At 63.4% G+C, this 15153-nt stretch carries 14 protein-coding genes and 1 pseudogene; 10 read left to right on the forward strand and 5 right to left on the reverse strand.

Features of this window, described 5'->3' with window-relative positions:
• Nucleotides 1-56 precede the first annotated feature (56 nt).
• Complete coding sequence (locus ACFJIU_RS18965) at nt 57-695, forward strand: TetR/AcrR family transcriptional regulator (protein ID WP_379062460.1); 639 nt, start codon at nt 57-59, stop codon at nt 693-695.
• Here ACFJIU_RS18965 and ACFJIU_RS18970 read toward each other — a convergent pair.
• The gene (locus ACFJIU_RS18970; protein ID WP_379062462.1) at nt 679-1077 is read right to left on the reverse strand and encodes a VOC family protein; all 399 of its coding nucleotides are present in this window, start codon (nt 1075-1077) and stop codon (nt 679-681) included. The genes ACFJIU_RS18965 and ACFJIU_RS18970 overlap by 17 nt on opposite strands.
• Before the next feature lie 118 nt (nt 1078-1195).
• Complete coding sequence (locus ACFJIU_RS18975; RefSeq protein WP_379062464.1) at nt 1196-1621, reverse strand: GNAT family N-acetyltransferase; 426 nt, start codon at nt 1619-1621, stop codon at nt 1196-1198.
• Nucleotides 1622-1978: 357 nt separating this feature from the next.
• Here ACFJIU_RS18975 and paaA point away from each other — a divergent pair, with 357 nt between their 5' ends.
• The 8 genes from paaA (at nt 1979) to paaZ (ending at nt 8954) form a co-directional block, all read left to right on the forward strand.
• The gene (paaA, locus tag ACFJIU_RS18980; protein WP_379062466.1) at nt 1979-2977 is read left to right on the forward strand and encodes a 1,2-phenylacetyl-CoA epoxidase subunit PaaA; all 999 of its coding nucleotides are present in this window, start codon (nt 1979-1981) and stop codon (nt 2975-2977) included.
• Nucleotides 2978-2994: 17 nt separating this feature from the next.
• Nucleotides 2995-3408, forward strand: a complete 414-nt coding sequence (locus tag ACFJIU_RS18985) for a hypothetical protein (RefSeq protein WP_379062468.1) — start codon at nt 2995-2997, stop codon at nt 3406-3408.
• Entirely contained in the window at nt 3405-3689 is a 285-nt protein-coding gene (gene paaB, locus ACFJIU_RS18990; protein WP_054313507.1) for a 1,2-phenylacetyl-CoA epoxidase subunit PaaB, read from the forward strand. The genes ACFJIU_RS18985 and paaB overlap by 4 nt, the downstream gene beginning before the upstream one ends.
• The gene (gene paaC / locus ACFJIU_RS18995; RefSeq protein WP_379062470.1) at nt 3689-4450 is read left to right on the forward strand and encodes a 1,2-phenylacetyl-CoA epoxidase subunit PaaC; all 762 of its coding nucleotides are present in this window, start codon (nt 3689-3691) and stop codon (nt 4448-4450) included. Before paaB ends, paaC begins: the two co-directional genes overlap by 1 nt.
• Nucleotides 4451-4457: 7 nt before the next feature.
• Entirely contained in the window at nt 4458-4961 is a 504-nt protein-coding gene (gene paaD / locus ACFJIU_RS19000; protein WP_379062472.1) for a 1,2-phenylacetyl-CoA epoxidase subunit PaaD, read from the forward strand.
• A 7-nt stretch (nt 4962-4968) separates the two neighbouring features.
• Nucleotides 4969-6042 carry a 1,2-phenylacetyl-CoA epoxidase subunit PaaE gene (paaE, locus tag ACFJIU_RS19005; protein WP_379062474.1) on the forward strand — a complete coding sequence of 358 codons (1074 nt, stop codon included), beginning with the start codon at nt 4969-4971 and terminating at the stop codon, nt 6040-6042.
• Between the two features lie 70 nt (nt 6043-6112).
• The gene (locus tag ACFJIU_RS19010; RefSeq protein WP_379073165.1) at nt 6113-6856 is read left to right on the forward strand and encodes a Phenylacetic acid catabolic protein; all 744 of its coding nucleotides are present in this window, start codon (nt 6113-6115) and stop codon (nt 6854-6856) included.
• A 37-nt stretch (nt 6857-6893) separates the two neighbouring features.
• Nucleotides 6894-8954 (forward strand): phenylacetic acid degradation bifunctional protein PaaZ, encoded by a 2061-nt coding sequence (gene paaZ, locus ACFJIU_RS19015; protein ID WP_379062476.1) that lies wholly within the window; start codon nt 6894-6896, stop codon nt 8952-8954.
• 12 nt (nt 8955-8966) lie between these two features.
• Here the strand turns inward: paaZ and ACFJIU_RS19020 are convergent, their stop codons facing one another.
• Complete coding sequence (locus ACFJIU_RS19020; protein ID WP_379062478.1) at nt 8967-9425, reverse strand: Lrp/AsnC family transcriptional regulator; 459 nt, start codon at nt 9423-9425, stop codon at nt 8967-8969.
• Nucleotides 9426-9550: 125 nt separating this feature from the next.
• Here ACFJIU_RS19020 and ACFJIU_RS19025 point away from each other — a divergent pair.
• A pseudogene (locus tag ACFJIU_RS19025) lies at nt 9551-13009 on the forward strand (indolepyruvate ferredoxin oxidoreductase family protein).
• Between the two features lie 186 nt (nt 13010-13195).
• Here ACFJIU_RS19025 and ACFJIU_RS19030 read toward each other — a convergent pair.
• Nucleotides 13196-13792 (reverse strand): TetR/AcrR family transcriptional regulator, encoded by a 597-nt coding sequence (locus tag ACFJIU_RS19030; RefSeq protein WP_379062480.1) that lies wholly within the window; start codon nt 13790-13792, stop codon nt 13196-13198.
• 27 nt (nt 13793-13819) lie between these two features.
• Complete coding sequence (gene paaK / locus ACFJIU_RS19035; protein ID WP_379062482.1) at nt 13820-15130, reverse strand: phenylacetate--CoA ligase PaaK; 1311 nt, start codon at nt 15128-15130, stop codon at nt 13820-13822.
• Nucleotides 15131-15153: the final 23 nt, after the last annotated feature.

A 15153-nucleotide genomic window follows, 5' to 3' on the forward strand; every position in this document is an offset into this window, starting at 1 on the left:
CGTGGATCAATATTTTTACACCCGATGTAAAATTTATCTATGCTATAGAGCCGGACATGTCAAATCTGCCAGGCCACCGAGACCGCAAAAAACAGGAGACGCGCCAGGCGATCTCCAATGTCGCGACACTGCTGTTCGTCGAGCGCGGCTTCGACCAGGTCTCCGTCACGGACGTCGCACGCGAGGCCGGCGTCGCAAGAAAGACGGTGTTCAACTACTTCGCCCGCAAGGAAGACCTGGTCTTCGATCGCGAGGATGAGGTGCGGGAACTCGTGCGCAAGGCGCTGGTCGACCGCCACGGCCAGTCACCGGTGCAGGCATTCCAGGCGCTGATGCGGACACTGGTGGCAACACAGCATCCCCTGTTCAGGATCAACGAGCGGCCGATCCAGTTCTGGCAGATGGTGGCGAATAGCCCGACATTGACTGCGCGCGCGTGCGAACTCCAGGTGACGCTGGCCAACGACCTCGCGGAAATGCTGGCCGATGTGGCCGGCAGGCTACGCTCGGACCCCGATGCAGCCCTGGCCGCGACAATGTCGATGGGTACGCTGGTGGTTGCCTACCGGGAGGCCCTGCGCGCCTTTCGCGCGAACCGAAAACCCGAAGCAGCCTTGATGAAGGTCATGGAACGCGGCTTTGGCGGAGTCGATGCGGCACTCGCCGGCACGCCCTACGTCACGGCTTCGGATTGAAAACCGCTTCGATGTTGTGCCCATCCGGATCTATGACGAAAGCGGCAAAGTAGTTGGGACCGTAGTGCGACCTGAGTCCAGGCGCACCATTGTCCCGGCCGCCATGGCCCAGTGCCGCGCGATGGAAATCCGTGACGGCGTCGCGGCTGGGTGCGGCAAAAGCGATGTGAAAGCCGGCTCCGGGCGCTCCGGTCCGATTGGGCCTGTGCTTCAGCGCCAGTTTGTCGCCGCCACCCGGAAGACCATAACCGACGGCCTGGTCTTCCTCACCCGGCCGGATGTCTTGCCAGACGCGGATGTATCCCAGAGGTGACAGCGCCGCATCGTAGAACGCAGCCGCCTTCGCGATGTCGCCTACTCCAAGAGACAGATGATGCAGCATATGCGCAGCCCTCACAGAATCGCAGCCGCTATTATCGCGCCGCCGCCCTGGAACGCCATCCTCCGCTGGACTATGTCGAGCCAGCCGTCTTGAGGAATTTCGACTGCCTCCGCGGGAGCTAATCCAGGTTTTTCGAAAACCGCAGCCCGGTATGTTCATATCCGAGCCGGATGTACAGCCGATGCGCATCTTCACGATGCACGCTCGGCTTCACCGTGACATGGCAGACACCGTTCTGGCGAAGCCAGCTTTCTCCGCACTCCACCAGCAGGGCACCCACCCCGCGCCCGCGGAAGCGAGAGGAGACAACGAGCGCGACAATCGCACCCTGCGGATCGTCTCTGTAAAGCGATGGCGAAGTCGAGAGCGCGATCATGCCCGCAGCGAGCGCACCTTCAACCGCCACGAACACCGCATGGTCTGTCCGGTCGACCAGCGCCGCCATCCGAGCCGCCATTTCCTCGGTGGACGTCGGATAACCGAGTTCGGTCATGAGGTGCGCGAGGGAAGAGACATCACGCGATATGGCGGGTCTGGTCTCCATCTCGGGTCTCCACGAGTTGTTTGCCGGCGCCCAACACATAGGCAGCACCCATGACGGTGACGCGACGGTTGCTCCGGGATCAAACGGCGTCCATGCGATCTGTTGCCACCGCGGCCGCAGTTTACGGTTGATCTCACGGCCATTTCATGCGATTAAATGACCGACCGGTCGGTGAATTAAGTGATAAGACGCCGACAGGGAGGAACCTCATGCGTGAAGTCCACACCCGCGGCGTGATTGACACGCCATCAGGCAGCCAGGACCGCGGCCTGTGCGTGGCTTGCGCACCGGCAACTTCTTCCCTCAACGCACTGCCTCAAGGACGCGCCTGACACCGTCGAAGAAGGAGACGTCGCCATGTACACACAGATGGTCAAGACGGACGCCGCCCGGGTGAAGAGCCTGGATGAGATGGAGCCGCAGGAACGCGCCTTTCAGGAGCGCATCGACGCGGGCCAGAAGATCGAGCCGAAGGAATGGATGCCGGAGGCCTATCGCAAGACGCTGATCCGGCAGATTTCCCAGCACGCCCATTCGGAGATCGTCGGGCAACTGCCCGAAGGCAACTGGATCACGCGCGCGCCGACGCTGGAACGCAAGGCGATCCTGCTCGCCAAGGTGCAGGATGAGGCCGGCCATGGCCTTTACCTCTATTGCGCGGCCGAGACGCTCGGCATCAGCCGCGACGAGATGTACGAACAGCTGCATTCCGGCAAGGCGAAGTATTCCTCGATCTTCAACTATCCGACGCTGAGCTGGGCCGACATCGGCGCCATCGGCTGGCTGGTCGACGGCGCTGCGATCATGAACCAGGTGCCGCTGCAGCGCTGTTCCTACGGCCCTTACGCACGCGCCATGGTGCGCATCTGCAAGGAAGAGAGCTTCCACCAGCGCCAGGGTTTCGACATCCTGACCGTACTGTGCAAGGGCACGCCCGAGCAGAAGGCGATGGCTCAGGACGCGCTGAACCGCTGGTGGTGGCCGTCGTTGATGATGTTCGGCCCTTCCGATGACGCTTCCGTGCACTCAGCCCAGTCGATGGCCTGGAACATCAAGCAGGATTCCAATGACGAGTTGCGCCAGAAATTCGTCGACCAGACCGTGCCACAGGCCAAGTACCTTGGCCTCACCGTCCCCGATCAGGACCTGAAGTGGAACGAAGAGAAGGGTGGCCATGATTTCGGCGAACCGGACTGGACCGAGTTCTTCGAGGTGATCGCCGGCAACGGTCCCTGCAACCGCGAGCGGCTGGAAGCCCGCCGCAAGGCCTGGGACGACGGCGCCTGGTTCCGCGACGCACTCACTGCCCATGCCGAAAAGCATGCCGTTCGCAAGACGCCAGCGGCAGCAGCGTAACCGCGATGGAGCGCACAATGGCACCCTCCCCGATCCTGAGGACGCTGCTCCTGATCTGCGTCGCCTTCTTCCTGTGCATGGGCACGGCCCATTTCCTCGGCCTGAAGGTGCCGGCGCTGTTCATCTATTTCGACACACCTTTCTACGCCTATCAGGACCGCATCATCTCCTTCACCCTGGTTACCTATGCAGCGCTGTTCTTCGCTGCCTCGCGTGACCGCGCGGTGGTGCCTTTCGCGCTGATCTCGATCTGGGCGACGGTGATCGGCCTTGCCTACATCAACCAGTCCAGCGAGCTCGCCGAGGTGCTGAGCGGGCGCGGCACCTCCGTCTACTGGCTGCAGACTGGCGCACTTGCCGCCCTGGCAGTGGTGCTGACCGGACTGTTCATGAAAGAGCGCGGCTCGAGCGCGCAGAGGAGCCTGACATGACAAGCGAATGGCCCCTGTGGGAGGTCTTCATCCGCGGCCAGCACGGCCTCAACCACCGGCATGTCGGCAGCCTGCATGCGCCGGATGCCAAGATGGCGATCCACAACGCGCGCGACGTTTACACCCGCCGCAATGAAGGGGTGAGCATCTGGGTGGTACGCTCGTCGGACGTGGTGGCCAGCGCGCCGTCCGACAAAGGCCCGCTGTTCGACCCCGCCAATTCCAAGGTCTACCGCCACCCGACTTTCTTCGACGTGCCGGATGAAGTGGGTCACATGTGATGAGCGGGACTGCTGCTGCCATAGCGGAATTCGCGCTGCGCATGGGCGACAACTGCCTGATCCTCGGCCATCGCGATTCCGAATGGTGCGGTCATTCACCAGCGCTCGAGGAAGACATCGCGCTCGCCAACACCGCACTCGACCATGTCGGCCAGGCGCAGTTGTGGCTTGGCCTTGCCTGCGAAGTCGAAGGCAAGGGCAGGACGGCCGATGCGCTTGCCTTCCTGCGCGATGCCTCCAGCTACCGCAACCTGTTGCTGGTCGAACAGCCGAATGGCGACTTCGGCCGCACCATCATGCGCCAGTTCCTGTTCGACGCCTGGCACCTGCCGATGCTGAAGGCGCTGGTCAACTCCAGCGACAGGCGCATCGCCGGGATCGCGGAGAAGGCGTCCAAGGAGGTTGCCTATCATCTCGAGCGCAGCACCGATCTGGTCGTGCGCCTCGGTGACGGGACCCGTGAAAGCCAGGGGCGGATGCAGTCGGCGCTGGATTTCCTGTGGCCCTATATCGGCGAGATGTTCCTCAGCGATGCGCTGGATGAAGAGTTGGCAGCAGCCGGCATAGCACCGGCACCCGCATCGCTGCGGCCCGCCTGGGATCAGCATGTCGGCCGCACGCTTGCCGAGGCCACGCTGAAGGCGCCGGATAAGAGCTATGCCCAGAAGGGCGGCAAACGCGGCGTGCATTCCGAGCATCTCGGCTTCATCCTTGCCGAAATGCAGTTCCTGCAGCGCGCCTACCCAGGCGTGAAATGGTGAGACCGCAATGAACGTCGCCACCATCACCCGCCCTCGCCTCGACCAGGTCTGGTCCTGGCTCGCCGAGATCCCGGATCCGGAAATTCCGGTCATTTCGCTGATCGACCTCGGCATCATCCGCGACGTCGCCTGGCGCGACGACACACTGGAGGTGACAGTCACGCCAACCTATTCGGGCTGCCCGGCGACCGGCGTGATCAACTTCGAGATCGAACGCACGCTCGGTGAACACGGCATCGAAAAGCTCGAACTCAAGCGGCAGCTGTCGCCGGCATGGACCACGGCATGGATCAGCGCCGCAGGGCGCGAGAAGCTGAGCGCCTATGGCATCGCCCCACCTCAGGAAGGCACGGCGGCGTGCGCCGGCGCGCTCAAGCCGCTGACTGTCTCCTGCCCGCAATGCGGCTCAACAAGAACGGAGCGCATCAGCCAGTTCGGCTCCACCCCATGCAAGGCGCACTACCGCTGCACCGAGTGCCTGGAACCCTTCGACTATTTCAAGAGCATCTGAGGCGCCGATGGCCCGCTTCTTTCCCCTTGAGGTTACCGACGTCCGCCGCGAGACCCGCGACGCCGTCGTGGTGACGCTTGCCCCGCGCGCCGAGGACCGTGAAGCCTTCGACTTCACGCAAGGCCAGTATCTTACCTTCCGCCGCTCGTTCGAAGGCGAGGAGTTGCGCCGCTCCTATTCGATCTGTGCCGGCAAGGATGAAGGCCTGCTCAAGGTCGGCATCAAGCGTGTCGACGGCGGTGCCTTTTCGACATGGGCCAATGAGGACCTGAAGCCTGGCGACGCGCTGGAAGCGATGGCCCCGATGGGAGCCTTCCATGTGCCCCTGCGGCCGGAGGTGAGCCGGCATTATCTCGGCTTTGCCGGCGGCAGCGGCATCACGCCGGTGCTGTCGCTGATCAAGACGACGCTGGCGCGCGAACCCGGATCGCGCTTCACGCTGATCTATGGCAACCGCTCGATCAATTCGATCATGTTCCGCGAGGAACTCGAGGACATCAAGAACACCAATCTCGGCCGCTTCAACGTGGTGCATGTGCTGGAAAGCGAGGCGCAGGAGATCGACCTGTTCTCCGGCCGCATCGATGCCGAGAAATGCGCGCGCCTGTTCAAGGGCTGGGTCAACATCGCCGCCATCGACATGGCCTTCATCTGCGGACCGGAGCCGATGATGCTGGCGATCGCCGCTTCACTGCGCGAGCACGGATTGCGCGACGACCAGATCAAGTTCGAGCTGTTTGCCTCGGCGCCGCGTCGCGCCAGGCACGTCGTCAAGGCTGCAGCCGACGGCGATAGGGCAGAGACCTGCAAGGCAACGATCACGCTCGACGGCTCCACCCGCGTCATTGAAATGGCGAAGAAGGGCGAAACCATCCTGGAGGCTGCTTTGGCGGCCAGCCTCGACGCGCCTTATGCCTGCAAGGCAGGTGTCTGCTCGACCTGTCGCGCCATGGTGCTGGAAGGCGAGGTGGAGATGGAGACCAACCACGCGCTGGAGGACTACGAGGTGCGCCAGGGCTATGTGCTGACCTGCCAGTGCCATCCTTTGTCGGACCACGTGGTGGTGACCTATGACCAGTGATCCAACAGATAAAAACCAAGCGCTGGAGCGTGTGCGCGTTTCCGAAGAAGGCGAAAACGCTCCGGAAACCATGCTGCTGGAGGACTATCTCGCCCAGGGCGGCAAGCTGACGACACCGGAGAACGCACCGCCGCGCTATCGCGGGGAGTTGCTGCGATTGATGGCGACCTTTGTCGACAGCGAATTGGCCGGCGCCGCAGGGTTTGCCGACATCATCAACCAGGGACCCGGCATCAAGGAACGCATCGCGGCCTCGCGTATCGTGCTGGAAAAACTCGACCATGCCGAACGCGTGCTTGCCGTGATGGGCGAGTTCGGTGCCGATGTTTCGCGCTACGCCAGCCACCATCCCTGGACCGCGCGCGTCGCGCGCGACAGCGATCTCGGCGCGGCCCGCCACGGCTCGGATATGCGGCTGGCCGTGCTGCATTATCCGCTGCAGGACTGGCTCGATGCGGTCGTGATGAACGTGCTGATGGGCCGGGCGGTGACGATCCAGCTCGACGAGTTTTCAAGACTGTCCTACCAGCCCCTCGGCGACATCTTCCGGGCGATCCTGCCGCGGGAGCGCCGGCACATGGAGCTTGGTGAAGAGGGCCTGCGCAAGCTGCTCAAGGACGAGGCCAACAAGCCGGCCATTGCGGAATCGATCGCCTACTGGCGCCCGCGCGTCGCGGCGAGCTTCGGTGCCAACGCCTCCCAGCACTTCGGCACGCAGAAAAAATTCGGCCTGCGTCATACCGGCAATGCGGAACTCGCGGCCGAATGGGCGCGCCAGGTCGACGGTTTGCTGGGCGATATCGGTCTCAACTGATCCCCTGCCCGCCTTTTAAGTCATCGAGGAGCCAGCCATGAATGCGCCCGTGAAAAATGCCCGCCAGCTGGAATCCTACATCGCCGGGCAATGGGTCCGCGGAGCCGGCAAGGCGTTGCCGCTGCTCGATGCCGCGACCGGCGAACCGGTAGCGCTGATCGATGCCAGCGGCATCGACCTCAAGGCGGCGCTGAACTTTGGCCGCCAAACAGGCAACCCGACACTGCGCAGGATGAGCTTCCACGAGCGGGCGCTGATGCTGAAGGCGCTGGGTCAGGCGCTTATGGAAACCAAGGAAGAGTTCTATGCCCTGTCGACGGCGACAGGGGCGACCCGCACCGACAGCTGGATCGACATCGAGGGCGGCATCGGCACGCTGCTTTCCTACGCATCGAAGGGCCGGCGCGAGCTGCCCAACACCCACACGCTGGTCGATGGCGACGTCGAGCTGCTGTCGCGCGACAACAGCTTTTCCGGCCAGCATATACTGAGCCCACTGGAAGGCGTGGCGATTCACATCAACGCCTTCAATTTCCCCTGCTGGGGCATGCTGGAGAAGCTCGCCCCCACGCTGCTTGCCGGCATGCCGGCAATCGTCAAGCCGGCAAGCCAGACCGCCTATCTCACCGAGCTGATGGTGCGCCGCATCATCGACCTCGGCATCCTGCCCAAGGGCGCCTTGCAGCTTGTCAGCGGTTCCGTCGGCGACCTGCTCGACCATGTCGACTGCCAGGATGTCGTGACCTTCACCGGCTCGGCGACGACGGGGCGCAAGCTGAAGGCGCATCCGGCGATCATCGAGAATTCCGTGCGCTTCACCATGGAGGCGGATTCACTCAACGCGGCGATCCTCGGACCCGATGCAGTCGCCGGCACCGAGGAGTTCGACCTCTTCGTCAAGGAAGTAGCCCGCGAAATGACCGCCAAGGCCGGCCAGAAATGCACGGCGATCCGTCGGGTAATCGCGCCGCGCGCCAGTGTCGACGCGCTTATCAAGGCGCTCGGCGATCGGTTGGCCAAGACACCGCTCGGCAATCCCGGCGAGGAAGGCATCAAGATGGGACCGCTGGCGAGCCTGGCGCAGCGCGACGAGGTGCGGGCGCGTATCAAGGATCTGCAGGGCGATGCCGAAATCGTCGCTGGCGACCCGGACCGGCCGAATGTCGCCTCCGGCGACGCCGAAGCGGGCGCGTTTCTCAGCCCGGTCCTGCTTTATTGCGACAGGCCGAACACGGCGAAGGCTGTGCATGATGTGGAAGCCTTCGGGCCAGTCAGCACGATCGTCCCCTACGAAACCGCCGAGGAGGCCGCAACGCTCGCAAGGCGTGGCAAGGGCAGCCTGGTGGCATCCGTCTTCACCGACGACCCGGTATTCGCACGCGATACCGTGCATGCGCTTGGCCCCTGGCACGGCCGCGTCATGATCGGTAATCGCGCCAGCGCGAAGTCGTCGACCGGCCATGGCTCACCCTTGCCGGTGCTGGTGCACGGCGGACCCGGCCGCGCTGGCGGCGGTGAAGAACTCGGCGGCATGCGCTCGGTCAAGCATTACATGCAGCGCACGGCAGTGCAGGCAGCGCCCTGGCTGCTTTCGGAAGTCACCGGCCGCTGGATGCAGGGCGCGAAGGCCAGGCACGACACTACGCACCCCTTCCGCAAATCACTGGCCGAACTGGAAATCGGCGACCAGATGGTGACGGGCACACGCACGGTGACGCTGGAGGACATCGAGCATTTCGCCAGTTTCACCGGCGACACCTTCTATGCCCATATGGACGAGGAGGCGGCCAAGGCGAACCCGTTCTTCGAGGGACGGGTGGCGCATGGCTACCTGATCGTGTCCTTCGCTGCCGGCCTGTTCGTCGACCCGGCGCCGGGGCCGGTGCTTGCCAACTACGGCGTGGACTCGCTGCGCTTCCTCACGCCCGTCAACCCGGGCGATACGCTGCAAGTGACGTTGACGGCCAAGCAGATCAACCCGCGCGAGACCGAAAGCTATGGCGAGGTGCGCTGGGATTGCGCGGTGACCAACCAGGACACGCAGGTGGTGGCGCAGTACGACGTGCTGACCATGGTGGCGAAGACCTGGCCGCAGTAATCGCAGGAAACGTCAGACCGGCACCTCCCCGTGCACCTTGATGTCCTTGAGCACCAGATTGGTGCGCACATGGGCAATGCCGGGCAACCTGAACAGGAAGTGTTCGAGGAAGTCGTTATAGGCATCCTTGTCGCGGCAGACGACGTGCAAATGGTAGTCGGCCTCGCCGGTGGTTGAAAAACACTCCAGCACCTCAGGCCGTGCCGCGACACGCGAGACGAAAGTGGCGACGTGATCCGCCTCGTGCCGCGACAGCATGACATGCACAACGGCGGAAAAACTCAAGCCGGCCTTCATCGGATCGACGATGGCGCCATAGCCGGAAATGATACCGGCCTCTTCCAGCGACCGAACCCGTCGCCAGCAGGCCGACGCCGACATGCCTGCCTTCTCAGCCAGTTCCTGGTTGGAGATCCGGGCGTCCTGCTGCAGCAGCCGCAGCAGAATCCGGTCCGGTTCAGTGAGTTGCATTGAAATTTCGTCCCTTGGTCAGTTATGCCGATCCTATATCTGATTTCGGTATGATTGACCACATCGCGAGCAAACCGGGGTGAAACTGGCAGGATATTTCAAGCAGCAAGCGTAGACTGGATCGGATGGTACCCTTTCGGGAGATTCCCGCCGTGGCTGACGCTGCCCCCTCTCTTGCCGACTACAATCTCGACGACCGCTACACAAAGAAGGACGGCCGTGTCTTCCTCACCGGCACGCAGGCGCTGGTGCGCATCACGCTCGACCAGGCGCGGCGCGACAAGGAACGCGGCCTGAACACGGCGGGTTTCGTTTCCGGCTATCGCGGTTCGCCGCTCGGCGGCGTCGACCTCGAACTGTGGCGAGCCAAGGACCTCGTCAAACAGCACGGCATCGAATTCCTGCCGGCGGTAAACGAGGATCTTGCCGCCACCGCCGTGCTCGGCTCACAGCAGGTCGAGACCAATCCGGAGCGCACCGTCGAAGGCGTGTTTTCGATGTGGTACGGCAAGGGTCCCGGCGTCGATCGCGCCGGCGACGCGCTGAAGCACGGCAATGCCTATGGCTCCTCGCCGCATGGCGGCGTGCTGGTGGTGGCCGGTGACGATCACGGCTGCGTGTCGTCCTCCATGCCGCACCAGTCCGACGTCGCCTTCATGGCCTGGTTCATGCCGACCCTGAACCCTTCATCCGTCGGCGAATATCAGGCCTTTGGCGAATATGGCTATGCGCTGTCGCGCTTCACCGGCATGTGGGTCGGCTTCAAGGCGATCTCCGAAACGGTGGAGAGCGGCCAGTCGGTGGAAGTGATCGCCGATCGCGAGTTCCAGCACCCCGACTACACGCCGCCATCGACCGGCCTGCATTACCGCTGGCCCGACCTGCCCGGCCCCCAGATCGAAGAACGCATGGAGGCCAAGAAGATGGCGGTCTATGCCTTCGCCGAAGCCAATCCGATTGACCGGTGTATCTATGACATTGCCGATGCCAGCTTCGGCATCGTCACCACCGGCAAGGCGCATCTCGACCTGATGGAAGCGCTGCGGTTGCTCGGACTGGACGAAAAGGCCTGCCGCAAGCTCGGCATCGACATCTACAAGGTCGGCATGGTGTGGCCGCTGGCGCGCCGCGACGCGCTGGAGTTCGTGAAGGAAAAGAAGGAGATCCTCGTCGTCGAGGAGAAGCGCGGCATCATCGAAAGCCAGCTCAAGGAGTATTTCTACGACTATCCGGGCCACAAGCCGCACTCGATGGTCGGCAAGCGCGACGAAGACGGCAACCGGCTGATCTCGTGGATTGGCGAGCTGTCGCCGCGTATGCTGGCGCCAATCGTCGCCAGGCGGCTGGACATGGTGTTCCCCAACCTGCGCCTGCTCGACCGTGCCACGGCCCTGCTGCCGGAATCCGAGCGGCTGATCCAGGTGTCGGGTGCGACGCGCACGCCCTACTTCTGCTCCGGCTGCCCGCACAACTCGTCCACCAAGGTGCCGGAGGGCTCCAAGGCACTGGCCGGCATCGGCTGTCATTTCATGGCAAGCTGGATGGACCGTGAAACGACTTCTCTGATCCAGATGGGCGGCGAAGGCGTCAACTGGGCAGCGTCATCGCTGTTCACCGGCAAGGGCCACATCTTCCAGAACCTCGGCGAAGGCACCTACTACCACTCCGGTTCGATGGCGATCCGCCAGGCGATCGCGGCAAAGGCCAACATCACCTACAAGATCCTGTTCAACGACGCGGTCGCCATGACCGGCGGCCAGCCGGTGGACGGCCCGATCAGCGTTCAGGCGATCGCGCAGGAAGTCCGCGCCGAAGGCGTGGACCGCATCGCGCTGGTCTCCGACCAGCCCGACAAATTCAGCATTGCGGCATTTCCTTCCGGCGTGACGCTGCACCACCGCTCACAACTCGATGCCGTGCAGCGCGACCTGCGCGAGGTCAAAGGCGTCTCGGTGCTCATCTACGAACAGACCTGTGCAACCGAAAAGCGGCGGCGGCGCAAGCGCGGCACGATGGAAGACCCAGGCGTTTTGCCTGGATCAATGACCTGGTCTGCGAGGGATGCGGCGACTGTTCGGTCGAGTCCAACTGCCTCAGCGTCGAGCCGAAGGAGACGCCGTTCGGCCGCAAGCGCAAGATCAACCTTTCCAACTGCAACAAGGACTTCTCCTGCCTGAACGGCTTCTGCCCGAGCTTCGTGACCGTGGAGGGCGCGATCCGACGCAAGCGGCAGGCAAGCGGCGAGGATTTCAGCGCCCGCGCCGCCGCACTGCCTCGGCCGGAGACGCCAGCACTCGACAGACCCTATGATCTGCTGGTTACCGGTGTCGGCGGTACCGGCGTGGTGACGGTCGGCGCACTGATTTCAATGGCGGCGCATCTGGAAGGCAAGGGCAGCTCGGTGCTCGACTTCACCGGCTTCGCGCAGAAATTCGGACCGGTGCTGTCCTTCATCCGGCTTGCGGCGACGCCTGCACAGATCAACCAGGTGCGCATCGATGCAGGTGCCGCGGATGCCTTGATCGGCGGCGATATCGTGGTGTCGTCGTCACCGAAGGCTTCCGGCTGCTATCGGCCCGGCATGCAGGCGGTGGTCAACATGGCGGAAATGCCGACCGGCGACATCGTGCGGCTGCGTGATGCCGACCTTTCGACCCGCCGGCGGCTGAAGGAAATCGAACGCGTGGCCGGAGCCGACAATGTGCGTGCTCTGGACGCCAACGCGCTCGCCGAGCGGTTGTTCGGCGACGCCGTCTTCGCCAACATGATCCTGCTTGGCTGTGCCTGGCAGCGTCGGCCTGGTGCCGATCGCGCACGACGCGCTGCAACGGGCGATCGAATTGAATGGCGTCGCCGTCGACCGTAACAAACAGGCCTTCGCCGCCGGCCGGCTGGCTGCCGCAGATCCGCGCTCACTTGCTCCCGATCAGCCGGCGCCCAGCGAAAACCTGGACGAGATGATCGCGCGGCGTGAGGCTTTCCTCACCGACTATCAGGATCGGGCGTGGGCGCAGCGTTATCGCGCGACGGTGGATCGGGTTCGCGGCGCCGAGCAGCCATTCGGCTCGGAGGCCCTGACCGGTGCCGTTGCCCGCTCGCTGTTCAAGCTGATGTCCTACAAGGACGAATATGAAGTGGCGCGACTGCACATGCAGACCGGCTTCCTTGCCGAACTCCAGCGCGAATTCGATGGCGACTACAAGGTCAACTATCATTTCGCGCCGCCATTCATGGGCGGCGAGAAGGACGCGCGCGGCCGGCCCCGCAAACGCCAGTTCGGCCAGTGGATCCAGACGCCGCTGCGTGTCATGGCGCGGCTGAAGCGATTGCGCGGCACAGCCTTCGATCCGTTCGGCTACACGGCCGAACGGCGGATGGAGCGGGAACTGATCGGCTGGTACCGGGAACTAGTCGACCAGATGATCGAACAGCTTCCAGGCCGCTCTCCCACCGAACTGGTCGAACTGGCAAAGGCGCCGATGGATATCCGCGGCTACGGACCGGTGAAGGACGAGGCGGTTGCGAAGGTCAAGGCACGGGTGGCGGCTTTGCTGACCAAGGCGGAGATGAAGCAGGCGGCGTGATTGATGCGTCCTTCGAGGCTCGCCCGCCTGAATTTTTGCTATTCTTCCAGCGTCTCGCAGGCGAGCACCTCAGGATGAGGACCGTTGTGCCGTGCCGACCACCCTCATCCTGAGGCGCGAGCCCGCAGACGGGTGGAAAATGAGCGTAATCCTGTCAGGGCGAGCCTCGAAGGACGCACCGCCACCCTATTTCAGCGAATTCACGCCATCGAGGAACAGCGCAGTCACCATGTCGGCATAACCTTCGCGGTTCAGCGCACCGCTCGGCTTGAACCAGGTGTAGGCCCAGTTGAGAATGCCGAACAGCGACATGGTGATCGGCGTGACGCCGGCACGGGCTTTGCCAAGCTGTGGGTTGATGTCAGCCAGCACGTCGGAAAATGCCTTCACGATGCGGCGTTCCATCTGCTGCAGCTCGGTCTTCTGCGCCTCGGAAAGCGAGCCGGTGCCATTGAGCAGGACCTGATGGAAATTGGCGGCGGTGCGGTAGTTCTCCAGCACGCCGCCGATGAGATGACGCAGGCGCTGCCGAGGCTCGAGGTCAGGCCGGTCGGCTTCCGTGATCGCCTGTTCCAGCTCGACGAGATGGGTGCGGCCGATGTCGAACAGCAGCAGTTCCTTGCTCGGATAGTAATGATAGAGCAGCGCCTTGGAGACGTTGTTCTCCTGCGCGATCTGCGCCATCGAGGCGCGCTCCATGCCGAGCTTGGCGAAGACCGCGGCGGCGCTGTCGAGAATGCTGCGCCGTTTCTCGTCGAAATCCGCAGCCCTCGTCCTTGCCATCTTCCTAGCTCTTTGTCCGGCGCATCATCATGCTTTAGGCCTGTTGTCGACGATCCGCCTGGCCTTGCCAGCCGAACGCTCGACCGAATCGGGGTCACCGACCACGATCTTCGTGCTGACACCCACCACGCTCTTGATGTGGTGTGCAAGTTCTTTGGCGGAAGCGGTACGCTGGGCAATCTCCACGGCATGCGGCATGGCCTCGACATGAACGGTCATGTCATCGAGGCGCCCCTCGCGGCTCAGCACGATCTGGAAATGCGGCGCCAGCCCCGCGCATTTGAGCAGCTGTTCCTCGATCTGGGTCGGGAAGACGTTGACACCGCGCAGGATCATCATGTCGTCGGAACGGCCGGTGATCTTCTCGATACGCCGCATGGAACGCGCGGTGCCCGGAAGCAGGCGGGTCAGGTCGCGCGTGCGGTAGCGGATGATCGGCAGGGCTTCCTTGGTCAGCGAGGTGAAGACCAGTTCGCCCATCTCGCCGTCCGGCACCACTTCGCCGGTCTCGGGATCGATGACCTCCGGATAGAAATGATCCTCCCACACATGCAGGCCGTCCTTGGTCTCGACGCATTCGTTGGCGACGCCGGGACCGATGACTTCCGACAGGCCGTAGATGTCGACGGCATGCATGTCGAAATCGCCCTGGATCTCCTCGCGCATGGCATTTGTCCAGGGTTCGGCGCCGAAGATGCCCACCGCCAGCGACGACGAACGCGGATCGACACCGATCCGCCGGTATTCGTCCAGGATCGACAGCATGTAGGACGGCGTCACCATGATGATGCGCGGTTTGAAATCCTCGATCAGTGACACCTGGCGCTCTGTCATGCCGCCGGAGACCGGCACCACAGTACAACCGAGCTTCTCAGCACCGTAATGGGCACCGAGACCGCCGGTGAACAGGCCGTATCCATAAGCGACATGGCAGATGTCGCCTGGCCTGCCGCCCGACGCCCTGATGGAGCGGGCAACGCAGGTTGCCCACATGTCGATGTCGTTTCGGGTATAGCCGACAACGGTCGGCTTGCCGGTCGTTCCGGAGGAGGCGTGGACGCGTGCCAGCTTTTCGCGCGGCACCGCGAACATGCCGAACGGATAGGTGTCGCGCAGGTCCTTCTTGACGGTGAACGGGAATTTCGACAGATCCGACAACTGCCTCAGGTCGTCGGGATGGACACCAGCCGCGTCGAACTTAGCCTTGTAGTGCGGTGAGTTGCGGTAGGCATGGTCCAGCGTCGTCTTCAACCGCTCGAGCTGAAGTGCTGCAATCTCGTCGCGCGAGGCAATCTCTATCGGCTCCAGATCACCCGGGCGCGGAGACAGGTCTTCCATTCAATCCTCCCAGACTGTGCGGT

The organism is Mesorhizobium sp. UC74_2 (assembly GCF_042701485.1).
Classification (GTDB): Bacteria; Pseudomonadota; Alphaproteobacteria; order Rhizobiales; family Rhizobiaceae; genus Mesorhizobium.